At 33.8% G+C, this 25,079-nt stretch carries 26 protein-coding genes; 20 read left to right on the forward strand and 6 right to left on the reverse strand.

What is annotated here, in order from left to right; genetic code table 11:
• Positions 1 to 9 precede the first annotated feature (9 nt).
• The 3 genes from trpB to trpA are packed head-to-tail and all read left to right on the forward strand — an operon-like array spanning position 10 to position 2,242.
• Positions 10 to 1,194 carry a tryptophan synthase subunit beta gene (gene trpB / locus D1003_RS01745; protein WP_052911059.1) on the forward strand — a complete coding sequence of 395 codons (1,185 nt, stop codon included), beginning with the start codon at positions 10 to 12 and terminating at the stop codon, positions 1,192 to 1,194.
• Positions 1,195 to 1,197: 3 nt separating this feature from the next.
• Complete coding sequence (locus tag D1003_RS01750; protein ID WP_014938709.1) at positions 1,198 to 1,497, forward strand: hypothetical protein; 300 nt, start codon at positions 1,198 to 1,200, stop codon at positions 1,495 to 1,497.
• A 10-nt stretch (positions 1,498 to 1,507) separates the two neighbouring features.
• Positions 1,508 to 2,242, forward strand: a complete 735-nt coding sequence (trpA, locus tag D1003_RS01755) for a tryptophan synthase subunit alpha (protein ID WP_153935475.1) — start codon at positions 1,508 to 1,510, stop codon at positions 2,240 to 2,242.
• A gap of 637 nt (positions 2,243 to 2,879) precedes the next feature.
• On the opposite strand, the gene D1003_RS01760 is transcribed toward trpA, so the two are convergent.
• The 6 genes from D1003_RS01760 to holA form a co-directional block, all read right to left on the reverse strand.
• On the reverse strand, positions 2,880 to 3,374 hold the full coding sequence (locus D1003_RS01760; protein WP_014938784.1) for a hypothetical protein: 495 nt from the start codon (positions 3,372 to 3,374) through the stop codon (positions 2,880 to 2,882).
• 98 nt (positions 3,375 to 3,472) lie between these two features.
• Positions 3,473 to 4,219: a hypothetical protein gene (locus D1003_RS01765; protein WP_153935476.1), complete on the reverse strand. Its 747-nt coding sequence runs from the start codon at positions 4,217 to 4,219 to the stop codon at positions 3,473 to 3,475.
• A gap of 72 nt (positions 4,220 to 4,291) precedes the next feature.
• Positions 4,292 to 4,906, reverse strand: coding sequence for a deoxynucleoside kinase (locus D1003_RS01770; protein ID WP_014938787.1), 615 nt, complete (start codon positions 4,904 to 4,906; stop codon positions 4,292 to 4,294).
• 31 nt (positions 4,907 to 4,937) lie between these two features.
• Positions 4,938 to 5,609: a hypothetical protein gene (locus tag D1003_RS01775; protein ID WP_260393274.1), complete on the reverse strand. Its 672-nt coding sequence runs from the start codon at positions 5,607 to 5,609 to the stop codon at positions 4,938 to 4,940.
• Between the two features lie 99 nt (positions 5,610 to 5,708).
• Positions 5,709 to 6,731 (reverse strand): glutaminyl-peptide cyclotransferase, encoded by a 1,023-nt coding sequence (locus D1003_RS01780; protein ID WP_153935477.1) that lies wholly within the window; start codon positions 6,729 to 6,731, stop codon positions 5,709 to 5,711.
• Positions 6,732 to 6,761: 30 nt separating this feature from the next.
• Positions 6,762 to 7,799: a DNA polymerase III subunit delta gene (gene holA / locus D1003_RS01785; RefSeq protein ID WP_153935478.1), complete on the reverse strand. Its 1,038-nt coding sequence runs from the start codon at positions 7,797 to 7,799 to the stop codon at positions 6,762 to 6,764.
• A 4-nt stretch (positions 7,800 to 7,803) separates the two neighbouring features.
• On the opposite strand from holA, the gene D1003_RS01790 reads away from it, so the two are divergent.
• The 17 genes from D1003_RS01790 (at position 7,804) to D1003_RS01870 (ending at position 25,042) form a co-directional block, all read left to right on the forward strand.
• Entirely contained in the window at positions 7,804 to 8,241 is a 438-nt protein-coding gene (locus D1003_RS01790) for a type I restriction enzyme HsdR N-terminal domain-containing protein (protein ID WP_107046428.1), read from the forward strand.
• A 69-nt stretch (positions 8,242 to 8,310) separates the two neighbouring features.
• Positions 8,311 to 10,806, forward strand: coding sequence for a DNA translocase FtsK (locus D1003_RS01795; RefSeq protein WP_153935479.1), 2,496 nt, complete (start codon positions 8,311 to 8,313; stop codon positions 10,804 to 10,806).
• Between the two features lie 10 nt (positions 10,807 to 10,816).
• On the forward strand, positions 10,817 to 11,464 hold the full coding sequence (locus D1003_RS01800; protein ID WP_109474965.1) for an outer membrane lipoprotein carrier protein LolA: 648 nt from the start codon (positions 10,817 to 10,819) through the stop codon (positions 11,462 to 11,464).
• Between the two features lie 12 nt (positions 11,465 to 11,476).
• A complete protein-coding gene (locus tag D1003_RS01805) occupies positions 11,477 to 12,232 on the forward strand; it encodes a DUF4476 domain-containing protein (protein WP_153935480.1) in 756 nt (251 codons plus the stop codon).
• An 82-nt stretch (positions 12,233 to 12,314) separates the two neighbouring features.
• Positions 12,315 to 13,769: an LptF/LptG family permease gene (locus tag D1003_RS01810; protein WP_153935481.1), complete on the forward strand. Its 1,455-nt coding sequence runs from the start codon at positions 12,315 to 12,317 to the stop codon at positions 13,767 to 13,769.
• Between the two features lie 169 nt (positions 13,770 to 13,938).
• Positions 13,939 to 14,793 carry an energy transducer TonB gene (locus tag D1003_RS01815; protein WP_153935482.1) on the forward strand — a complete coding sequence of 285 codons (855 nt, stop codon included), beginning with the start codon at positions 13,939 to 13,941 and terminating at the stop codon, positions 14,791 to 14,793.
• A gap of 167 nt (positions 14,794 to 14,960) precedes the next feature.
• Positions 14,961 to 15,734 carry a ParA family protein gene (locus tag D1003_RS01820; protein ID WP_052911136.1) on the forward strand — a complete coding sequence of 258 codons (774 nt, stop codon included), beginning with the start codon at positions 14,961 to 14,963 and terminating at the stop codon, positions 15,732 to 15,734.
• Positions 15,735 to 15,760: 26 nt separating this feature from the next.
• On the forward strand, positions 15,761 to 16,651 hold the full coding sequence (locus D1003_RS01825; protein WP_153935483.1) for a ParB/RepB/Spo0J family partition protein: 891 nt from the start codon (positions 15,761 to 15,763) through the stop codon (positions 16,649 to 16,651).
• A gap of 4 nt (positions 16,652 to 16,655) precedes the next feature.
• Entirely contained in the window at positions 16,656 to 17,249 is a 594-nt protein-coding gene (locus tag D1003_RS01830) for a DUF5683 domain-containing protein (RefSeq protein WP_153935567.1), read from the forward strand.
• Positions 17,250 to 17,261: 12 nt separating this feature from the next.
• Positions 17,262 to 17,960: a 4-hydroxy-tetrahydrodipicolinate reductase gene (gene dapB, locus D1003_RS01835; RefSeq protein WP_153935484.1), complete on the forward strand. Its 699-nt coding sequence runs from the start codon at positions 17,262 to 17,264 to the stop codon at positions 17,958 to 17,960.
• A 30-nt stretch (positions 17,961 to 17,990) separates the two neighbouring features.
• On the forward strand, positions 17,991 to 19,601 hold the full coding sequence (lepB, locus tag D1003_RS01840; protein WP_153935485.1) for a signal peptidase I: 1,611 nt from the start codon (positions 17,991 to 17,993) through the stop codon (positions 19,599 to 19,601).
• On the forward strand, positions 19,602 to 20,210 hold the full coding sequence (locus tag D1003_RS01845; RefSeq protein ID WP_153935486.1) for a WbqC family protein: 609 nt from the start codon (positions 19,602 to 19,604) through the stop codon (positions 20,208 to 20,210).
• Positions 20,211 to 20,266: 56 nt separating this feature from the next.
• Entirely contained in the window at positions 20,267 to 21,958 is a 1,692-nt protein-coding gene (locus tag D1003_RS01850) for a S8 family serine peptidase (RefSeq protein ID WP_153935487.1), read from the forward strand.
• A gap of 130 nt (positions 21,959 to 22,088) precedes the next feature.
• On the forward strand, positions 22,089 to 22,631 hold the full coding sequence (locus D1003_RS01855) for an RNA polymerase sigma factor (RefSeq protein ID WP_004919120.1): 543 nt from the start codon (positions 22,089 to 22,091) through the stop codon (positions 22,629 to 22,631).
• Positions 22,621 to 23,295: a hypothetical protein gene (locus D1003_RS01860; RefSeq protein ID WP_153935488.1), complete on the forward strand. Its 675-nt coding sequence runs from the start codon at positions 22,621 to 22,623 to the stop codon at positions 23,293 to 23,295. Before D1003_RS01855 ends, D1003_RS01860 begins: the two co-directional genes overlap by 11 nt.
• Before the next feature lie 32 nt (positions 23,296 to 23,327).
• On the forward strand, positions 23,328 to 24,398 hold the full coding sequence (locus tag D1003_RS01865; protein WP_153935489.1) for a hypothetical protein: 1,071 nt from the start codon (positions 23,328 to 23,330) through the stop codon (positions 24,396 to 24,398).
• Between the two features lie 71 nt (positions 24,399 to 24,469).
• A complete protein-coding gene (locus tag D1003_RS01870) occupies positions 24,470 to 25,042 on the forward strand; it encodes a YceI family protein (RefSeq protein WP_153935490.1) in 573 nt (190 codons plus the stop codon).
• Positions 25,043 to 25,079: the final 37 nt, after the last annotated feature.

Consider the following 25,079-nt stretch of genomic DNA (forward strand, 5'->3'; position numbering starts at 1 on the left):
TAGATTAAAATGAATTATCAGAATCCAGATAAAGAAGGGTATTACGGTGAATTTGGCGGTGCTTTTATCGCCGAAATGCTCTACCCTAATGTTAAAGAACTACAAGACAAGTATTTGGAAATCATTTATTCGGTAGATTTTCAAAAGGAGTTCAAAGATTTATTAAAAAATTATGTAGGGAGAGAAACTCCATTATATTTTGCACCCAATTTGAGCCGACAATATGGTACTAAAATTTACCTTAAAAGAGAAGATTTAAACCATACAGGAGCCCACAAAATCAATAATGCTTTAGGACAAGCTCTTTTAGCAAAAAAGTTGGGCAAACAGCGTATCATAGCCGAAACAGGTGCTGGACAGCACGGTGTTGCCACTGCTACGGCGTGTGCTTTGCTCGGCTTGGAGTGCATTGTTTATATGGGCGAAATAGATATTGCCCGACAAGCTCCTAATGTTGCCAGAATGAAGATGTTGGGTGCTAAAGTCGTTCCTGCGACTTCGGGTTCTAAAACTTTAAAAGACGCTGTAAACGAGGCTTTAAGAGATTGGATAAATAATCCTACAACCACCCACTATATCATAGGTAGCGTGGTTGGCCCTCACCCTTTCCCTGATTTGGTGGCAAGGTTTCAGTCCGTTATTTCAGAGGAAATTAAAGTCCAACTACAAGAACAGGAAGGCAGAGATTATCCCGACCACCTCATTGCGTGTGTGGGCGGCGGTAGTAATGCCGCAGGGACTTTTTATCATTTTGTGAATAATGAGAAAGTCAATATTATTGCGGCAGAAGCTGGTGGTTTGGGCGTTCATTCTGGAGAAACTGCTGCAACAACAGCTTTGGGGAGCATTGGCGTTTTGCACGGCAGTCAGAGTTTGGTTATTCAGACCAAAGACGGACAAGTGATTGAGCCCTACTCTATTTCTGCGGGGTTGGACTATCCAGGGATTGGACCGATGCACGCCAATCTTTACCAACAAAAACGAGCCGAATTTTTAAGCATCAACGATGATGAAGCTCTAAAATCCGCATTCAATCTGACTAAAACGGAAGGTATTATTCCTGCCTTAGAAAGTGCTCACGCATTAGCGGTTTTGGATAAAAAGAAGTTTGGAAAAGAAGACATTGTTGTCATCTGCCTAAGTGGTAGAGGCGATAAAGATATGGAAACTTATTTAAACTATCTAAATGTTTAATCTATGAAAAGTAATATTATCCATATTGTAGTAAGAATAGTTATTCTAATTTTATCTTGGATTTTAGCCCTTCCTATGGCTTTTTCTTATTTAGATTACACGGCTCCTGACAGGCGTTGTGGCACAGGAGACGCAGGAGCTATTATTTTTCTTATTACTTTGTTTTCATTTCTATGGTTTATTGCAATGATTATAGAAGCTATCATACTAAATAAGAAAAAGAAAATAGTGAAAAGAAATATCAATCTTATTATAATTGGTTGCTTAGCTATACTATTTATAATTTGTACTCTTTTACCTTAAAATACTCTAAATGAAAAAATTAAATATATACTTTACAGCAGGTATTCCCCAGTTGGAAGATACTGCGGAAATCATTAAAATAATTCAAGAAGCAGGAGCTGATATGATGGAGATTGGTATGCCTTATAGCGACCCTGTTGCCGATGGTGAGGTGATACAACAAGCTCATATTAAAGCCTTAGAAAACGGAATGTCAATAGAGAAACTTTTTGAACAGTTAGCAAAAACTAAAGGAGAAATTCACATTCCAATAATCTTGATGGGCTACATCAATCCTGTGCTTTCTTATGGCTTTGAGAAGTTTTGTCAGAAATGCCAAGAAACAGGCGTTAATGGAGTGATTATCCCTGACCTTCCTCCTATTGAGTTTGAAAAAAAATACCAATCCATTCTCAAAAAATTTAATCTAAACTTTACTTTTTTGGTAACGCCAGAAACACCTGATGAACGAATTTTGTATTTGGATAGCTTAAGTTCTGGATTTTTGTATGCGGTGAGTTCTTCGTCCACAACAGGCAACCAGTCCAAAACATTGAAAAACGAAGATTACCTTAATCGATTAGCCTCATTACCGCTGAAAAATCCACTAATGATAGGCTTTGGGATTAAAAATAAAAACGACTTTACCACAGTTACCGAACAAGCCGATGGCGGTATTATAGGCACTGCATTTGTGAAAATTCTTTTAGAAGAATCGGATTGGAAAGAAAAAGCTAAAGTTTTTATACAAAGTATTAAACTTTAACAGTCACTATACACATTTTAATTTTAAACAATGTTAAACTTTTAAAGTAATTTACTTTACGATTGAAATATTTTTTATGAATAGTTAAATTGAAACCCTCAAATGTTTTAGCATAATTTCTTCTAATCATATAAACTGATCATAGAGGGTTTCAATTCTTTTCCACTATTTCTTAAACAAATAAAATTGAGTTTTGGAATACTTTTGGAATTCTAGACTCTTCAACTTAACCTTTTTCCCTAATAAAGGAAAAGGGGGCTAGCTATTATTTTTCTCAATACTTCCAAAATTTTCTTACAATTTGCATTCAAGTTGTTCACTGCTAGTATTTTATAGTTAATTTTCGATCAAACGAACAACTTTTTATTTTTAAAGTATAATTAAAAAGTATTTTTTATCTTTAAAAACGTTTAATTTATTGGTATTATTCAATCAAAATTAATAATAGTACATTGTATGCTTTAAAAGTAACACAAAACTCTACCTCATTTCAAACTTACTCTGGAAGATACAAAAAATATAAACTGATTTCAGTCTATCTTACATAATCGTAAAAAAAACTCCTCTCATTTATTATAAAAAAAGGGTGGAAAAATTTTCCAACCCCAATATTATTAGATTAATTTTCTACTTTCTACTAGAAATTATAGAAGTATCCTAAACTAACTGCTCCTAAACTTCCACCATTTTGACTAAATCCTTTGTAAGAAAGAGCAACCTCATTATTAGAGAATTGGTAACCTACTTTTGGATTATAGTAAAACAATGTACCTGAATCTTTTACTGTAGAAAAAGCAACCCCCAAATCTGTTCCCAAAAAGAACTCAGGTGTAACATTATATTTGGCAGAAGCGGCAACTGGAATAACCCCATAGCTATCAGCCTTAAGCGTTCCGACAGGTGTTTTGTATTCTTTTCCAAGGAAGTGAGTATAACCTGTCACAGCACCTAACTCGAAATCTTTAGCTACATTAAACATATAACCTAAATCAGCACCTATACCTATAGAACTTACTTTACCAAAGTCACCTACTGGTAAACTTACATTGGCACCTAATTTAAAATGTCCATTACTTTGAGCGTTAACAGCCCCAAAAAGTGCTAAAGCACCTGCTAAAAATAGTTTTTTCATTTTGTTTTAATTTTATTACTGCGAAGATAATAAAAAAATAAAAAGTCAGCAATGTTTTGCTGACTTTTTTCCACTTATATTAGTAAAAACCTATACACTTAGAATGCGTAACCCAATCTAATACCTGTTACTACAGACGGAGTGATGTTGAATGAGCTACCACCAGGAAGTTCTGAAGTATATGATTTAGATGTTGTTGTACCTCCAGAAGTTGCGGTATGTGAACTAGTAGTTGTAGTTTTCCCTTCAGAGCCGTACATAAGGCTTAAACCAGCCTCTACTCCTAAGAAAACTCTCTTAGTAAAGTAATAATCTGCACCAAAAACCCCTCTTACTCCAAAGCTAAAAGTGTTAGGTCCTTTAGTACTAGAGTCTGAACTACCTTTATAAGCAGTTGTATTAGCTCCAGAGTTAACCGTAGTTCTCTCAGAAGAAACTTTTTGAGAGTTATACCCTAATAAAAATTCTCCGCCTACATAAGGAGATAACCTTTCAGTCCCCTTGAAATGCTTTTCTAAACCAAACCCTAGTAAGAATCCTGTACTGGATGTTTTATCTTTACCAGTGGTGTGTTTCTCAAGATCTGTCCCCTCAGCAGAGTAAGAATCAACATCTTTAGTATTAGAAGTTGTACCTAATGACAAAGTTGCTCTGTAAGCTATATTATCTGTTTTGAAATATCTAGCTTTGAAATAAGCATTACTTCCTGGCAACTCCACCTTTGTATCACCTAAACCTCCTTTTAAGCCAAATTCCGTTGTAACATCACCTGTTCCTGGCTTATACTCCTGAGCATTTACAGCTCCAAAAAGTGCTACAGCACCTACTAAAAATAGTTTTTTCATTGTTTTAATTTTAAATTTTGTTCGGCAAATTTAGAATTTTTAATTTCAATAAAAAATGATATTTATCAGAGTTTAGAATAAACCATTAAGCTGACCGTCTATCCTTTCTAATATAGAGCCAAAATCTTCTGGTCTTTCTACAAAGTCTAAATCGTCAACCTCTATGATTAGAAGCTTACCTTCTTTATAGTTTTGTATCCAACTTTCATATTTATTATTAAGTTTAGAAAGATAGTCTATACTTATTTCTGCTTCATAATCTCTACCTCTTTTGGCAATTTGCCCTACTAGTTTAGGTACAGAGGCTTTTAGATAAATCAGTAAATCTGGAGCGGAAACAAAAGTTTTCATCAACTCAAAAAGCGATGTGTAGTTTCTATAATCTCTATCGCTTAAGAGTTGCATTTCGTTTAGATTTTCTGCAAAAATATGAGCATCTTCGTAGATGGTTCTATCTTGAATAATGTTTTTGCCACTCTCTCTAATCTCTTTAACTTGACGAAATCTACTCCCTAGAAAATATATTTGTAAGGCAAAAGACCACTTAGACATATCGTGATAAAAATCGTCTAAATAAGGGTTATCATCTACATCTTCAAACTGCGCCTCCCAACCGTAATGTTTCGCCAACATCTTGGTAAGTGTGGTTTTACCTGCACCTATATTTCCTGTTACTGCTATATGCATAGATTTGTTTTTTTGAAAAAAAATTATTGATTTAAAAAAGTCCGTAAAGATAAAATTTGTCCCCTATCAATGCCAAATATCCATTGTTATTTTTTTCCACAATTTGGGCTTTAGGTTCAGAAAAAACAGTTTTTAATTTATCCTCTTTTAGCTCAATTACAGAAGTATTAGTAATCACAAAAATAGAGTTTCCTTCTCGTCTTAACTTCCTAGCAAATGGCACTTCCATTTTTTGAGTTTTTTTTGAGGTTAAGGACATTTTTATTAAATGGTCATTTTGCAAATAATATAAGAAACCATTATCTACGATAAAATCTTTAATATCATTAAAATCTATATCTAAAATAAAAGAGTTTAGTAATTTATTTTCTCTGAAATTATACTGCAATAAAGTTTTAGACATAGGATTAAGTAGCCACATCAATTGTAGATTTTCCATATACAAATGGCTGATATAGCTAGCACTCTGGCTAGGCTTAAGACTTTGAATTTCGTTAAGGTTTTGGTCTAACATTTTTATCTCCTGTTGATTTTCTGAAAACAAAACGATATTAAAAGGATTTTGCACCGATTGAACCTTAAACGGAAACACCATCATTATTCGCCCTTGCTTTTGCCCTTGTATGTTATATTTGGTAAAGCTAAAATCGTTACTCTGATATAGGTAGATATTTTCATAATCGTCTATAAAAATATCTTGCACAGATTTTAATACCTGGTTATCTATAGGTATGAGAATCTGTGCAGAAAGATTTGTTACCCAAAAACTTATAATAAAAATAATGGTTCGCACTCCACTAGATTATTTAATCTTAACCTCGTAGATTTTGTCCCAATTTTTTCCTGTAACTAGCATATTTTCACCTTTGAAAGCGATGCCATTTAAGACATCATCTTCCCCTGTAGTATGTTTTTTAGCTATCTCCGAAAAGTCAAATTTACCTACAACTTCTCCTGTATTTGGATTGATTTTCAATATATATGGTTGTTGCCACACATTAGCGTAAATAAACCCTTGGTAATATTCCAGCTCGTTAAGTCGGTCATAAGCTTGGGTGTTTCCTGCTACGGCAATCTGTTTAGTAATTTCAGACGGGTTATTAGGGTTTAAGAAATAGAGATTTTTTGTTCCATCTGATAAAATAAGATTTTTACCATCATAGGTAAGTCCCCACCCCTCGCCTATTGCACCAGGATAAGGGAATTCTGATAAAAGTTTTAAACTAGCCTTATCATAAATAAATCCTTTTTTGTTTTGCCAAGTCAATTGATAGACTTTATCGCCCACAATCGTAGAACCCTCCGAAAAAATATCGTTAGACTGTGGCGTTACAGCCAAAGGCGTTATACTTCCTAAGTTATACTTTAGGATTCTGGAGCTACCGTGTTGCCCATCACTTTCGTAAATAGTATTACCCTCCAACTGAAATCCTTGAACGAAGTTTTCGATACTATGCGGGTATTCATTAACGATAGTATAGCTTAAATTTTGTTCTGGATTTTTAGCAAAAACATAGATAGTGGCGTCTTGAGTTAATGTTTCTCCACTTTTAGTTTTAATAACAAAAGATACCTCGTTATCGCCTAGACTAAAAACTTCAGGCGTAACCTTAAGGTCTGATATTTCCTTATCTCCAAAACTAACACTTATCGTTTCAGCATTTTTGGTAACCTCTTCTGGAAGTTTGATAACATCACCGAAATGATAACCTTTTTCTTCCATAGAAAGATTATATTCGTTAAGTGTATTTAATATCTCTTTATCTTTATTACAAGAGGCTAAAAGCATTAAGCTCAAACAAGCCACAATGATATTTTTTTTCATAATTAGAATCTTTATTTTTTCAGTTTTTAATTATACTTTAACTTTTGTTTTATCTACATTCAAAATTTTATAAACCATTTCTTTCAGAAGCTCAGCATCTGTCATATTTACTGCTCCTAAACCTTTACTTTTCATATCAAATTCTCTAAGAATAGATATAATTCTAGTGGCGTGCTTTAGTGGATAAAGCCTCGCCGAAGTTTCGTAATCTTTAATAAAATAAGGATTAACACCCATCTCCGCTGCGATACTCTGTGGTGACATACCTTTAAGGCTATGAAAAACAATGAGGTTAGAAAAATAATTATACAAACTACCCAACATCATCACAAACGGATTAGATTTTGGATTTTTACCGATGTAATAAGCTATTTTCATCGCTTGTTCTTCATTCTTCGTTCCTAATGCCTTTTGTAATTCAAATACGTTATAATCTTTACTAATCCCAATATGTTTCTCTACAAGAAGACTGTTAAGCACCTCTCCTTCCTTTAAAATCAGTTTAAGTTTATTGATTTCATTAGCTATTCTAGAAAGGTCATTCCCTAGATATTCAGCTAAAATTGTGGGAATATTAGGTTCTGCTTTCAGCCCTGCTCTAGAAATTTCATCTTGTATAAATTGAGGTAAATTCCAATCTTTGACAGGCTCGCTAAGGAAAAGCATTTTATTCTTAGCCAAAATTTTAGCAAACTTTTTTCTAGAATCTACTTTTTTATGCTTGTGAGCAATTACCAAAATGGTAGACGGCACAGGATTATTAACATAGGCTTCTAGGGCTTCTGTTTCTTTTTCCGTAAGTCTAATATCTTGAGCCTCTTTGAGTACAATAAGCTGTCTGTCTCCCATCATTGGGAACTGCCTTGCCAATGCCAATACTTCCGAATAAGTAGTATCCTTACCATAAACTACGGTCTGGTTAAATGCTTTTTCATCTTCTGTTAGGACTTCATTTTCGAAATGTTTTACCGCTACATCTATATAATAAGGCTCTTCCCCATGAAAAAAATAAATAGGGAGAAGTTCTTTATTTTTAATATTTTTGAGGATTATTTCTAACTCTTTCATAAAAATGCAACTTCCAAAACTTGATTTTAAGGAAACTTTTGATTTCCAGTTTAAGAAAGACAAAGATACATTTTTTATTTACGATTTACCAAGAAAATCGTGGTTGGTGCTCACACCTGAAGAATGGGTGCGACAACACTGGATACATTATTTCCACAAGACTAAAGGTTATCATCTTTCTGCCCTTATCACAGAACAAAAGCTAGAGCTTAACGGAACAACAAAACGCCTAGATTTACTAGTTACAGAAAAGGCGAAACCTAAAATTTTAATAGAGTGCAAAGCTCCTTCCGTTCCTCTTACCGAAGTCACTTTTGAACAAATCGCGAGATATAATAGTATTATAAAATCGCCTGAAATTATTTTAAGTAATGGTGTGCAACACATTTACGCCAAATATGAGAATGAAAATTACACATTCTACAAGAGAGAGTTATACTAATTTCTAAGTAGTCTAGCCTATTTTATCATTGTTAATTGTTAAATTTGCAATTCTTATAATTTTTAGAGTATGAATCCAAAACAAGATATAAAAACCCCTAGCAAAACCTTATCCAAAGGGCGTATTGTCATAGGTGTAAGTTTAATTTTAATTTCTGCCATTTTAGTTCTTTCTTTCATTTCTTATTTGGGAAGTTGGAAGTCTGACCAAAGCCAAGCAGGAATGCTTACGGATAAATCTGTAAAATCTTCTAATTTTATAGGGAAATTTGGAGATTGGCTAGGAAATTTGTTTATCTTTGAAAGTTTTGGAATAAGTGCCTTTATTATTGCTTTCTTAATCTTTATGTTAGGAACTTTAGTTCTTAAAAAGAAATACTTTAAACCTTTAAAAGCATTTTCTCATTCGTTATTTTTTATTTGTTGGTTGCCTATTTTTATCGGAGCCATTACCAAAGGCGAAGGTGTTTTAAGTGGTGTATATGGTTTTCAAATATATGATTATCTAAGCGTATTCATCGGAGATTTCGGGCTTTGGCTTATCCTTATTACCAGTATTGCTTTATACTTTGTTTTGGAGTTTAATCTTCGTCCGAGTGTTATTAAAGCTAAATTTGACAACCTTAACGATAAAGCGACTTCTACTTTAGAAAATATTAAAGCTAAAACAGGTTTCCAAGATAACGAAGACGAGGAAGACACCTCTACTGAGGATACTACAGATTTAGACTCTGATGTAGATAATTTAGTTAAAGAAGAACCAACCTATAATATTAGCTCTACTCCAAAAGTAGAAATCCCTGCTAAAAAAGAAAATATTTCCTTTGATAATATAAACTTTGATTTAGAACCTCAATCTACAGCCGAAATCATTGCAACGCCTAACAAAACTTCCGAAACTAAAAAGGAAAATATTGTAGAGGTTTCTTTAGAATCACCCCAGAAGGAAGAAGTTTCAAATAATGATGATATTGATTTCAGTATAGAAAAAACAGCTCCTGTGGAAGTTGTAGAAAGCGAAGATATCGCTAGCGAATTAGTAAAAAAACACGGACTGTATGACCATAGATTAGAATTAGCTAAATTCCAAATGCCTAGTATTGAGCTACTAGCCGACTATGGTAATGAAGAAATCACCATCAATAAAGAAGAACTAGAGGAAAACAAAAACAAAATTGTAGGACTTCTAAAAAACTTTAATGTAGGTATCGCACAGATAAAAGCAACCATCGGTCCTACTGTTACTCTCTACGAAATAGTACCAGAAGTAGGTACAAGAGTAGCGTCTATTAAAAAACTACAAGATGATATAGCTCTTAACCTTTCGGCTTTGGGGATTCGTATTATTGCACCTATGCCTGGCAAAGGGACGATAGGTATAGAAGTACCTAGAAAAAATGCGTCTATGGTATCTATGCGTTCGGTAATTGCCTCTCAAAAGTTCCAAACCACAGATATGGATTTACCTATTGTATTCGGTAAAACCATTTCCAACGAGGTCTTTATGGCAGATTTAGCCAAAATGCCACACCTCCTAATGGCAGGAGCTACAGGACAAGGTAAATCCGTAGGAATCAATGCGATATTAGCTTCTTTACTTTATAAAAAACACCCTAGCGAACTTAAACTAGTATTAGTTGACCCTAAAAAAGTGGAACTTTCGCTTTATTCCAAAATAGAAAGACACTATTTAGCCAAACTACCTGATACCGAGGAGGCTATACTTACAGATAATTCTAAGGTTATCAATACACTTAATTCTCTGTGTATTGAGATGGACAACAGATACGATTTACTTAAAAATGCTTTCTGTAGAAACCTTAAAGAGTACAATAAAAAATTCACCGAGAGAAAACTAAACCCAGAAAATGGACACCGTTATTTACCTTATATTGTTTTGGTAGTAGACGAATTTGCAGACCTTATTATGACGGCAGGTAAAGAGGTAGAACACCCTATTGCTCGTCTAGCACAGCTAGCTCGTGCAGTTGGAATTCATTTGATTATTGCAACCCAAAGACCATCGGTAAACGTCATCACAGGTATGATAAAGGCTAATTTCCCTGCCAGAGTATCTTTCCGTGTAAATGCAAGTGTGGATTCTAGAACGATATTAGACGCTACTGGTGCCGACCAACTCGTGGGTAAAGGAGATATGCTCTATACTAATGGGAACGATATTACACGCGTACAGTGTGCTTTTATAGATACACCTGAAGTTGAAAAAATAGCAGATTTCATAGGCGAGCAAAAAGGTTATCCTGACGCTTATGAATTACCTGAATATAATGGTGAAGACAATGGCAGTTCTAGTAGCGATTTTGACCCTAATGAAAAAGATGCCCTCTTCGAAGAAGCTGCGAGAATTGTGGTTTCTACACAACAAGGCTCTACTTCGATGTTGCAACGACAGCTCAAGTTGGGATACAATAGAGCTGGTAGAATTGTCGACCAGCTAGAAGCATCTGGGATTTTAGGCAGTTTCAATGGTTCTAAAGCGAGGGAAGTCCTCATTCAAGATTTAACATCATTGGAACAGTTTTTGGAATCAATGAGACGAAATTAAAAAACAATCTATGAAATCTATATTAAAAAAAACAGGATTAATTGTTCTATCTCTAGGAGCTATCTCTTATCTATCGGCTCAAAAAATTGATGCAAAAGCAAAGACTCTTCTTGATGGTGTATCGGCTAATTATAAATCTAAAAAGAATACTTATTTCAAATTTTTATACGGTTCTGGTAAAAATAAAGTTCAAAAATCAGAAACTGGCATCTTCTACTCCAACGGTTCTCAATACAAACTAAAGATAATGGGAACCGAACAAATATTCGACGGAAAGAAAGTCTATAATATCAACGATGAAGACCAAGAGGTTACCATAGCTATGCCCAACAATGATACAACAATGTTTTCTCCTATAAACTACCTAGACGATTACAAAAAGGGCTACAATATTGAGTATCTAGGCAAAAAGAAAATCAGTACAGGCAAAGTAGCCGACTTAATAAGAATGAAACCCACTAAACAAGGTGAAATAAAATATGTTTATCTTTTTGTAGATGCTGGTAAAAAAGAACTCTTAAAACTAGAACAACAATCTAAAGACAATGATATTGCAGTGATTGATATTAAAGACTTTAAATATAACCAAAATTTAAGTGTTGATATCTTTAGCTTTAATAAATCAAAATATCAAAACTACATCATTACTGAACTCTAAATATTTATACAAATGAAATCTTTAATATTAACATTAGGGCTTATCTCCTCCTTTGCTTTAGGGCAAAACCATAATTTTAAGAGAGAGATGCTTCCAAATGAAATAGAGACTCAAAAGCTCAATCGTATTAAAAATGATTTTTATAGAAATAAAGATAATGATTATAGCAGAGCTAATACTTATACAGAGTTGTTTATAAGAGTTCCTAACCCTAATTATAGGAGATACACCATTAGTATTTCTGACCAGACTATTGAAAACAGAACAGGTTTCTTTAGGTTCTTTGATTTGGAAGCGGGCAGACATCAGCTTACGGTACTTAGAAACGGTATTCCTATTTACAAAACTGTAGTATTTTTGAGAAACAATCAGCGTTCTTTATTAGATTTTTATCCTTTTGAAGGTCTATTTCTAGTAGATGAAATACCTATACAGCAGGAATACCCTGAATATCCCAATTGGAGACCAAATGAAAATGTAATGAACTCCACCGAATTTCAACAATTTTTGGAATATTTCAAAAAACAAAATTTTGATGACAATAAAAAGGAAGCATTCTTAGTTCAAAGTCATACCACCAGCTTCACTTCCCAACAAGTATTAGAACTCATAAAGGTAATGAATTTTGATAAAGGAAGGCTAGAAGTTGCCAAAGCTGCTTACATCTATTGTCCCGACCCACAAAACTATTACATAGTCTCGGAAGGGTTTTCTTTCAGAAACTCTAAGACGGAACTTTCTGATTTTATACTAAAAAATAGACGCTAAAAATTATTATTAAAAAACTATAAAAATTGCCACAGAGGTTTTATCTTTGTGGCTTTTAAATTGATTTTGTAATCATAAACATATGCTGAAAAAACTAGATCGCTATATCATTAAAACTTTTTTTGGACCATTTTTGTTCATATTCAGCGTATTGTTTTTTATTTTCCTAGTTAATATCATTTGGATTAAACTCTATCAGTTTACAGGAAAAGGGCTTTCTCCCTTTGAAATAGGCAAACTTTTGTTCTATATGGGCGTTAGTGTAGTTAATATGGTACTTCCTCTCACGGTACTTCTCTCTTCCATAATGACCTTTGGTGCATTTGGTGAACGCTACGAACTTGCAGCAATGAAAGCCGCTGGTATCTCTTTATTTAGAATTATGCGTCCGCTCATATTGGTTGTAACTTTGCTATCGGGTATTTTATTTATATTTTCTAATAATGTAATTCCAGATTTCAACAGAAAAGCTAAAAATATGCTTTACAATATTGCAGCCACTAAACCTGCACTCAACTTTACGGCAGGACAATTTATCGGGGCAATACCTGGAGCATCTGTAAAATTTGATAAAATTTCTGGAGAAAATGGGGAGAATTTAGAAGGTATTATCATCCACAAAGAAGTAAATGGAAATAATCCACAACAAACTATTATTGCCCCTAAGGGGAAATTTGTACCTGCACAAAACAGAAATTATCTAAAACTCATCTTATATAAAGGCTATGTTTATGAAGATGAAAATACTAGCTACAATTATAATGAAAGGACTAAACAACCTAACAAAAGTATAAAATTTGATAGTTTGGTAGCCCATTTTGATGTAAGCGAGCTCGTGAATAAAGCCATAGAAGAAGAAAAAATTACCGAAAATTATCAATTCCAAACCTATCTAGACATCAATGGTTCTATCGCTCAGCTAGAAAAAGAGCAAAAGACTAGGTTTGATAATATTAGCAACGAGTTAGTAGCTCAGAATAATTTTTATGTCAATTATTTAGATAAATCAAAAAATAAAAAAGCTGCACAACCTTTTAAAATTGATACGCTAAAAAAAGATAAAAAAAGAGATATTCTTTACAATGCATATCAAAAAATAAACACTCTTAAAGAAGATAAAAATAACAACAAAGACCCTGAACTATACGAAATGCTTAAGCAACGTAGTAAAGTAATTATGTACCAACAGAGGATTCTTTCGTTTTCCATTACTTGCATCATATTTTTCCTTATTGGTTCTAGCTTGGGCTCCATCATTAGGAAAGGAGGCATTGGCTTTCCTGTGGTTATTGCTATTGTCATATTCATTACATTCTATGTTCTTAACTTGACTGTAGAAAATCTATCTTGGAAAGGGAAACTTGACCCTTATTGGGCTGCGTGGCTACCCAACTTAATACTAGCCCCTCTAGGTGTATGGTTTACAATAAAAGCCTTGAATGATTCACAAATTTTAGATGCTGAAAAGTATAAAGTTTTCTTTAAACCTATAATACAGAAATTTTCAAAAAATAAAGAGCACCAAAGGTACCAGTAGAAGTAACATATTTTTTTATATCTAAAATACACTTTTGAGAAACCATTTTATACACTTAAAATTCACTTTGGCAAGAAAATTGATTATAGTAAATCACTTTTTGCAAAAAGCCTCAAAACTAATAATCATTTGTAAATTTATTTAGTATTAATTTTAAATTTTATGACAAATGATAACTTTTTCACAAAACCAAAATGAACAAAAAGCTCTAGATGAGCTCTTATTTGCAGGTAGAAACAAAGCCTATGGAGCCTATTCTCTCAGGGCAGAGGCCGATTATTACCTCAAAAAGGCTTTATTTTCAGGAGTAGCTTTATTCGGGATTTTCATTGGAGGAACCTACGCTTATTTGCAAACAAAAAAGGTACATATCCCTACTGATAAAGGCGTAAAAATAGAGCTAAAGCCTGTTGATCCCACAATAATAAAAGAGGATAAAATAGTAAAACCCATCGTACCAAAAGTACAATCGGTTAAGAAAGTTGAAAAAACAGTAGAAATTAAAACAGTGGATACTCGTGTCCCTACACCTATGGCTAATCCAACTATAGAAACGTCTTTACCTAGTATTAAAGTTCTGCAAACAGCAACATCTGGCTTGGAAAATAAGGAGGGAATAATATCCACTACTAGTATTGTACCTACTAAACCTAATATTGGGAATGGAACAGTTAATAATAATGCAACGCCAGAAATAGTTAAAACCAATAATACTATAGAAACTGTAGTAGACGAAGACGCTGTATTCATTGGAGGAATAGATTCTTTTAGAGCTAAAGTAGGAGAAAATTTCGATTATGAAGTAATGGCTGGAGAGGAAGGCCTTGTAAAAGCAATGGTAACATTTGTGGTAGAAAGAGATGGCACTATTACCAATGTAAAAGCGGAGGGAAAAAACAATATGTTTAATAAGGAAGCTGAAAAAGCCATAAAATCTGTCAAAGGAAAATGGACTCCTGCTAAAATCAAAGGAGAGGCGGTGCGTTCTTACTTCAGAATTCCGGTATCTATAAAGTTTGAATGATAAATAATTACAATTTCTGACTATCTAATTATCCACAATTTCCCCTAGATTGTGGATAATTTTTTATAAGTTTAAAGTATTCATTACAAATAAATTAACATATTTTTACATTTTAAAAATTGAGACTGCATTAAAAAAATTGTATTTTTGGAACTTAAATCAAAAATATGGGTAAGATAATAGGTATTGCTAATCAAAAAGGAGGTGTGGGAAAAACAACAACCTCTACAAACTTGGCTGCAGCATTAGGCGTTTTAGAAAAAAAAGTTTTGATTATAGACGCTGATCCTCAAGCTAATGCCACTTCTGGACTTGGAATAGAAGAAGTTCAATACTCTACATACAACCTTTTGGAACACAGCGTTACTGCTAAAGAATGTATTGTACCAACCAGCTCTCCCAATTTAGATATTATTCCATCACATATAGATTTAGTTGCAGCAGAAATAGAGCTGGTAGACAGAGACAATAGGGAATATATGTTAAAGCAAGCCTTAGAAGAGGTTAAAGACGATTATGACTACATCATTATAGACTGTGCTCCTAGCTTAGGACTTATCACAGTCAATGCACTTACTTCGGCCGACTCTGTTATTATTCCTATCCAGTGTGAATATTATGCTCTAGAAGGTTTAGGCAAATTACTTAATACCATTAAAAATGTCCAAAATATACACAATCCTAATTTGGATATAGAGGGGCTTCTCCTAACAATGTATGATGGAAGACTTAGGCTTTCCAACCAAGTGGTAGAAGAAGTAAATACCCATTTTCCAGATATGGTTTTTGAAACCGTTATCAATCGTAATGTAAGGCTTAGCGAAGCTCCTAGCTTTGGAGAAAGTATCCTAATGTACGATGCCGAGAGTAAAGGTGCTATACAGTACATACAACTTGCTGAGGAAGTTTTACTTAAAAATGAAGAAAAAGTATCAAACTAAAAATATTAAATCTAAATCATTATTAAATGAAGGATAAAAAAAGAGCCATGGGGCGAGGTTTAGGAGCGATATTAAATGCCGAAAAAAAGGCAACCATAAATACTGCAACAGACGAAGGTGCGAAGCAAATTATGGGGAGCATCGTAGAGATTAACATAGAAGATATTTATCCAAACCCTAACCAGCCTAGAACTTACTTTGACGAAGACGCTCTTAATCAATTAGCACAATCTATCAAAAATCTAGGTGTAATACAACCCATCACGCTTAGAAAAGACGGTGCTAAGTTTGAAATTATTTCAGGGGAACGTAGATACCGTGCTTCTCAAATTGCAGGATTAAAGACTATACCTGCCTATATTCGTTTAGTAAACGACCAGGAGCTTTTGGAAATGGCTCTTGTAGAAAATATTCAAAGAGAAGATTTAGATGCTATCGAAATTGCTCTAACCTACCAAAGATTACTTGAAGAAATAGGTATGACGCAGGAAAACCTAAGTCAGCGTATTGGTAAAGAAAGAAGTACGATTACTAATTATATCCGCCTTCTAAGATTAAGTCCAGAAGTACAAGGAGCTATTAGAACTGGAGCTATTTCAGCGGGACACGGAAGAGCCATTATAAGCCTTCAAGACGAAAAGCTACAACAAGAGTTATTTGATAAAATTATCAAAGAACAGCTTAATGTCCGCCAAGCTGAAGCCGTAGCGGCTGGACTGAAAAAACCTAAGGAGAAAAGAAATAAAGTAGAAAAAGAACTTCCTAATCATTTAAAAAGAACTCAAAAATCCCTTTCTGATTTGCTAGACATAAAAGTAGACATTAAGGCTTCTGCCAACGGAAAAAAAGGAAAAATAGTTTTTGACTTCAATAATGAAGAAGAGTTAGAAAGAATTTTAAATGCTTTTGAAAAATAGATTAATGTCTAAGGCTTTTAGTTTTTTAGCTTTATTGTTCGTTTCACTAGGGTTTGCTCAAAATACCGGTGTAGACACAACTGGTATTTCCAAAACAGAGGCTGACGTAATACAAGAAATAGAAAAAGCTAATGCTAACCCCACTATTAAGACTTACAATCCCACACTTGCAGGGCTTTATTCTGCTGTATTACCAGGATTAGGACAATATTACAACAAAAAATATTGGAAAATCCCTATTGTATGGGGTGCAGTAGGTACTAGCGTAGGCATTGCTATTTGGAATCAAAACAATTACGAACGCTATCGAAAAGCCTTTGTTGCAGAGCTTAACAATCAGCCACACGAATTTTCTAACATCAGAGGGGTAGATGCTACTGTGCTTGGGAATACACAGGACCGTATGAAACGCCAGAGAGATTATGCCATTGCCATTTCGGTAGGGATTTATTTACTTAATATTATTGATGCCGTTGTGGACGCTCATTTACACGAACAAAGAAACGACCCAGATTTAGCCATCGCTCCTACTCTACTTGGTGACCAATGGGGCTTACAAAACGGAAAATTAGGGTTTTCACTCAATTATAGATTTTAAAAAACAAAACTTATGAAAATTGCACTAGTAGGATATGGGAAAATGGGAAAAATTATAGACCAAATAGCTACCAAAAGAGGACATCAAGTGGTCGCTAGGCTGAACGAATCCCCTACCCTAGAAAATCTTAATCAGCCTGATGTAGTGATAGAATTTTCTAATCCAGAGGTCGCTTTTGAAAATATCAAAACTTGTCTTGAACTTAATATTCCCGTAGTTTGTGGTACAACAGGGTGGCTAGAAAGAAAGCCTGAAATAGAAAAGATAGCAGAAGGCAACAAAACTGCATTTTTATATGGGTCTAACTTTAGTCTTGGAGTTAATTTATTTTTTGTATTGAATGAAAAGTTAGCTCAACTAATGAATAACTTTGAAGAATATGGTTGTCAGTTAGAAGAAATTCATCACACCCACAAAAAAGATGCTCCTAGTGGCACGGCAATTACTCTAGCAGAAGGCATTATAAAATATACTGATTTTGATAGTTGGAAGTTAGACGAAACTAAAGATAAAGCCTTAGGCATTACGGCCATAAGAGAAGACGAAGTACCTGGTACTCACAGTGTGTTCTATCGTTCTGAAGTTGATGAAATTGAAATAAAACATACTGCTTTTAACCGAAATGGATTTGCTCTAGGAGCTGTAATTGCTTCCGAATGGATTATAGGCAAACAAGGGAACTTCAGTATGAAAGATGTTCTATTTCAATAATAAATAATAGTAATTTAAAAAAATAAACCAATGGATTATATATTAAAATATACCGTTTTTGTACTCATTCTCTCTATACTAATGGGCGTTTCCACGTGGAAACTATTTAAGAAAATGGGATACAACCCTGTTTTTGCTTTTATACCATTTTATAACTACTTTATAGTTTTAAAAGAAACCGAGCAGCCAAAATGGTGGGTAGTATTATCTTATTTTCCTATTGTGGGTCCTATTATGATGTCTGTTTTTCACTTACATCTTATGAAGAAATTTGGGAAAGTAGATGCTGTAAATCAAATTCTTACAGTAGTATTACCGTTTATCTATATGGCAACGGTTAATTACAACCCTAAAACTGAAATTGAAGAAAAAGACACCTTCTATCTAAGTGGAGAAGAAAAAGAAGTAAAGAAAGAATCTTTCTTAGGATCTATTACTTTCGCTGCGGTGTTTGCTACGGCAATACATACATTTATCACTCAACCGTTTGGTATTCCTACAGGGTCTATGGAGCGTACTTTGCTGGTGGGAGATTTCTTGTTTGTTAATAAACTCAACTACGGTTATAGAATGCCAATGAGACCTCTAGCTATCCCCTTTTTGCAAGGAACAATAATAGATACGGGAGAACCTAAAAATCCAAAAGACGATCCTAAGTCTTATGTAGAAGCCGTTAAATTACCTTATTTTAGATTACCTGGTTGGGAGAAAGTAGAACGTAACGATATTGTAGTATTTAACTATCCACAAGACTCTGTGCATACCGCTATAGACCGAAAAGATGCCTATGTGAAAAGATGTGTGGCTGTAGGTGGTGATGTTTTAGAGGTTAGAAAAGGGAGGCTTTTCATCAATGGTAAGCCAGAGGTTATTTTAGGCGACCAAGAGAACCAAGTTTCTTATCTTGTATATACTTCTCAGCAGATAGATGTTAATCAGCTTTGGAATCGTTTAGGATACTTACCTTTACAAGAAGGAGCCACTGCTGATGGTTATGTTTACCATTTCCAAGGGCTTACAGATAAGTTGTTAGCAGATATTAAGCAACTTCCTGAGTTTGTAAAAGCAGAAGAAATACTTTCTGAAAAAGGCGAAAAAACCATCTCTTACCTTAATCCTCAACAGACTAAAATTGATACCACTAATACCATTTTCCCAATCAATAAAAATTGGAATCAAGACTGGTACGGACCTATCAGAATTCCTAAAAAAGGAGATGTAGTAAAAATCAATCAAGAAACACTTCCTGAATACCAATGGATTATCTCTAAATATGAACATAATAAACTAGAAAACAAAAACGGAAAAATCTACATCAATGGTAAAGAGGCTAATGAGTACACCATCAAACAAGATTATTACTTTATGATGGGGGATAACCGTGATGCTTCGTTAGATGCAAGATTTTTCGGATTTGTACCAGAAGAATATATCGTAGGAAAACCAATGTTTACTTGGATGAGCTTGCAAGGTGTCTTTGATGAAGGACCTAAAAAAATAAGATGGGACAGAATGTTTAAAGCAACTAATACAGGAGAGGCTAACAAAACTTCTTATTGGTGGATAGCGGCTATTATCCTTACACTATTCTTCGGTTGGGAATATATTTCTAAATTGTTCAAAAAGAAAAAAGACGACTAGATGAAACTATTACCTTTGTTTTACCTCCCTCCTATTTCTTGGTGGGCAGAGTTTTTGTCGGAAGAACCTGTAATTTTGGAGCAATACGAAAACTTTCCAAAACAAACCTACAGAAATAGAGCGAATATTTATGGTGCTAATGGTAAACTATCCCTTAGCATTCCAATAAAGCATAATGGGAAAAGAGCCTTAAAAGATTTGGAAATTTCCTATGACGAAAATTGGCAGAGCCTGCATTGGAAATCTATAAAAATAGCTTACCAAACTTCACCTTATTTTGAGTTTTATGAGTCTAAGTTGGAAAAAATATTTCAATCTAAAGAAACCTACTTAAAAGATTTTAATTTAAAGGCATTAGAAGTAATTCAAGATATTTTAAAGACAGAGAAAACCTTTCAACTTTCCGAAAGCTACGAGAAAAAAGTTGAAGGAGAAGATTATAGAGATTGTTTCTCTGCTAAGAAACCTACTTTTTATGAAATAAACGAATATTATCAAACCTTTTCTGATAAGTTGGGCTTTTTAGAAGATTTATCTATTTTAGATTTAATCTGTAACATTGGTCCAGAAGCCACGACTTATATTAGGAATGTTAAACTAAAAAATTAAAATGGTATAATACTTGAAAGTCGGTATTATATTAAGTCTTAAAAAAACAGAAAACAATGAAGAAAATAATGATTGCTGCTTTATTTCTAGCAGGACTGAATTTAACTTTAGCACAAGAAAAAAGAGATAAAGACACAGAAACTTGGTATCACAAAGATTTCTCCACAACTAATGTCTATGGAGTAAATACCAACAATGCCTATAAATTTTTAGAATCTAAAGGTCTAAAGCCTAAAACTGTAGTCGTAGGTGTATTAGATAGCGGTGTAGAAGTAGACCACCCAGGATTGGCAAAAAATATGTGGAAGAACCCTAACGAAGTTCCTAATAATGGTATAGATGATGATGGTAATGGCTACATAGACGATATCCACGGGTGGAATTTTATGGGAGGAAAAACTGCTGATGTAGATGTAGACAATCTAGAAGTAACTAGAGTAGTGAAAAAATACAAGCCTATCTTTGAAGGTAATGATTCTTCTAAAAACAAAGCTAATCAAGCTCAAATGCCTGAAGAATTTGAAATGTATATGAAATCCAAAGAGATTTTCAATAAAAAAGGTCTTGAAGCTCAACAAAGTTTTCAATACTACACTCAGTTTAAATCTAGAATTTCTGCCATTGCTAAAGTGCTAGGAGACAAAACTCTAACTGCAGAAAATTTAGCAACTATAAAACCTACTTCTCAAGAGGAAGCAATGTATCTGCAGATACTCAACCAAATGGCAGCATCTAAAGAAATGCAAGGCAAAACTTCTAAAGAAGTGGAAGAAACTTTAAACAAAGAGATTAACGATGCTTTAAAGCATTTCGAAACACAAGCTACCAAACAATATAATCTAGATTTTGATACAAGACAAGAAATCGTAGGAGATAATTACGAGGATTATTCTGAAAAATACTATGGTAACAACCATTACGAAGGTCCAGATGCTCAGCACGGAACTCACGTAGCGGGGATTATTGCTGGATATCCTCATGGTAAAGAGGTGCAGTATGGTGTGGCATCTAAGGTAGCTAAGATAATGACCGTAAGAGCGGTACCAGACGGTGATGAAAGAGATAAAGATGTGGCTAATGCTATTAGATACGCCGTAGATAATGGAGCTAAAGTCTTAAATATGAGTTTTGGGAAACCTGTTTCTCCAGGTAAAAAATATGTTTGGGACGCCTTTAAATACGCCCAAGAAAAAGGAGTACTCCTTGTAAAAGCAGCAGGTAATGATAACGAAAATATAGAAGAGAATGTGTACTATCCTACTAACTTCTACAAACCAACTGATGAAAAACCTTTCATAAATAATATGATAGTGGTGGGAGCTAGTACAAATGATAATGAATTTCTAAGAGCTGGTTTCTCTAACTACAATGGCAAAATGGTAGATGTATTTGCTCCTGGAGATAAAATCTACTCTACCGTTCCTGATGGTAAATACGAATACCTACAAGGTACCTCTATGGCTTCTCCGGTAGTAGCAGGAGCAGCAGCAGTACTTTTGGCTTATATGCCTAGCCTTACTCCAGAGCAGATTATAGAATCATTAGTAAAAACGGCTAATAAATCTACTGTAAATGCTATGATTAACTCAAATACTAACAATCGTTTTGATTTAATTTCTAGAGCTGGAGGTGTTATAGATACTTACAAAGCAGCAGAATATGCTTACAATAATTTCTACAAAGCTACCCAAAAATCAGAAACTACAAAAGCAACTAAAACAACTACAAAAAAGAGAGTGAGAAAATAATATTTTCTTAGTTTTACTTTAATCAATAGAAGTCATCAAAATATTTTGATGACTTTTTTTATTTTTAATTTTCAGATGAGGCAACCTTTTTATTATTTTGCCGTCTTATGAATAGAAGAAACCAATCACCGTGATTTCAAAAGAGATTTTTAACCTATTAAAACAAAATAACAGACTCGCACAAAAGCAAGTTTATGATGCTTTTTCGGGTAAAATGTTAGCCATAGCAAAATCTTACACTAACAATTTATCCGATGCAGAAGATGCTTTATTAAAGGCTTTTTATACTGTTTTTACTAAAATAGACACTTGTAAAGGGGCAGAGTTTTTTCCTTTTTGGTTAAGAAGAATTGTTATAAATGAAGCCATTAGCATCGTACGAAAACAGAAGCACATTTTATACATAGAAAAAGACATAAATGATGACCTACAAGACGAACCAGAAGATACAGAAACACAAAATCATTTATTGGATATTCCGATAGAAGAACTGTTATCAGAAATGCCACTAGGCTATAAACTTGTGTTTAACCTGTATGTATTTGAAGAAAAAAAACACTCCGAAATTGCAGAAATACTCAATATAAAAGAAGGAACTAGCAAAAGTCAATTTAATAAAGCTAAAAAGTGGCTCAAAGAATTCATCACTCAAAAACAATCTTATGGAAAATAAAAATTTAAAGCATAGCTACGAAAACCTTTCCGAAAAGCCTTCTCCTATGCTATGGGAAAAGCTAGAAGAAAAATTAGAAACAAACGAAAAAGCAACTCCTATCTTCAGCATCAAAAAAATGATGAAATATGCTGCTGTATTTTTAGTTTTAGTCAGCCTTGGAAGTTTATTATGGAAATTAAATACACCTAGCATTCCAGAGCATAACAATACTATTGTTTCTAATCAAACCACCACTACAAAAACATCAGTGGAAAGTACTACCGAAAGCACCACTCCACAAGAAAATTTACTAATAGAAGGAAATTTTGAAACAGAAATTAAACCTCAATTAAAAGTAGAAAAAAGTAGCCATCAAATCATTGCTAAAAACAACTTTGCACATAAAGATAGCTTGAGGTTCAAACATTCTGAAAATGTTCCATCTAATCCAGAAATATTGGTTAAATCAACTGAACAAAAAAGGGAAGAAACTTATATAACAGCAGACCTATTGCTTTTTGGTAGAGAAATAAGCAAAGAGAAGATAAATCAATCAGAAAGTAAATCTAAACTTGGAAAAGTAGATGATAAAAACACTAAAGAATCTGCCTTCCCTATTGAAATTAAAGAACCTAAAGAAGTAGAAATATTCGGTGTAAAAATATATTCAAAAGAAAAATAATATATAAAATTAGATTAAAAACTTATCACATTATGAAAACTCAATTTTTATTATTTAGTGCCGTAGTATGTACTGTTATGGCATCTGCTCAAGAAAACAAACTGAAAACTTACAGCAAAAAAGTAGATAGCATTGTACTATCGGAAAAACAGCTTATGAATAAAGAAATAGATTCTTTGGAAATTCTTTATTCCGAAAAAAAACTTTCACACGAAAACCTTTTAAACCAAAAGTCAGAAATTGCCCGTAAGTACGAACAACGCATTAACACCAAAATCCAAGAAGAGAAAAAAACTTTAGAAGAATTTACTAAAGAACAGGTAAGACACAGAGTACTTTCTCCTAAAAATGATACCATAAGAGGCTTTTTTGTCATAAGAAAAAACAGCATCAATATCATATCAAATAAAAAGAAAACCCCAGCGTCATTGCTTAAAAAATCTGGGATATCCGTCTCCTACTCCTTTCTCAACCTAACTGAAAATACAGGAAGTCTTAATCCGTTTGAAACCACTTCTAATATGCGTATAGGCAATTCTCACAGCTTTGAAATACAAGCCAGAAAGGAAAGACAAATAGGCAATACCACCAGTCCATTATTCATTCGTTACGGATTAGCATATAGATCAGATACCTATATGCCGAAACGTCCTCTGGTTTTTCAACAAGAAAATAGACATCTACAACTATCAGAATTCCAAGAAGGCTCTTTAAAACGCTCTAAACTACGCCACGCCTATCTCACATTTCCTGTAGAGTTTCAGTATGTGCTGAACCCTAGCTATACAGAATACAAAGGGAAATCTTATCTAGACAATAGCAAAAAACAATGGCGTATAGGCTTTGGAGCTTACGGAGGCATCAATCTAAGAAGTTTAATTAAAGTCAAATATTACAACGAAGACGGACAGTTCAAAAAATACCAAAACAAAGTGGATTATGGTGTAAATTCGTTTTTGTTCGGAGCTAAATTTAGTCTAGGTTATGGAAGTTTCAATCTTTTTATTAAAAAAGACTTTACTCCAATATTCAACGATGACGCTCTTATCCCTTCTAAAAACGGAATACAAATTGGCTTAGATATTATGAACCTCAATTTCTAAATTTCTTAACATAGGTCAATAATTTAGAATTAGAATAAATGTATCTTTGCAGTAAATAAAATAATTCAACAATGAAGAAAATAGCATTATTATTCGTTATGGCAGGAGGGCTACTTACGGCTCAAACCAAAAATCTAAAAGTAGACAAAGCCAATATCAACTGGTGGGGTTACAAAGTTATGAAATCTGAAGCCTCCTCTCACAATGGGACATTAGATTTAAAAAACGGTACTGTAGTATTAAAGAAAAACCAACTTGCAGGAGGTACCTTTGTTTTGGATATGACGAGCATCAACGCTACCGACCTCACAGGAGAACGCCAAACCAAACTGAATGACCACCTTAAAAATGGAGATTTTTTTGAAGTAGAAAAATATCCTACGGGGAGTTTTAAAATCACTTCTCTTAAAAAGACAGGAAAGGCAGATTACAACTACCTTGTTACGGGAGCACTTACCGTAAAGGGCAAAACCAATACCGTAACTTTCCCTGCAAAGGTAAGCGTAAACAAAGAGGGAGTTACCTTAACTTCGGATAAGTTCTCTATTGATAGACAAAAGTGGGATATAGCTTACCAATCTTCTATGAAAGATGTAGTCATCAAAGACAATATGGATTTGCAAGTAAGTTTTACTGCTAAGTAAATCTATTTAAATTTCACTTAATTTAACAGCCAAACTC

The sequence above is a fragment of the Riemerella anatipestifer genome (assembly GCF_009663465.1).
GTDB classification, from domain to species: Bacteria; Bacteroidota; Bacteroidia; order Flavobacteriales; family Weeksellaceae; genus Riemerella; species Riemerella anatipestifer_C.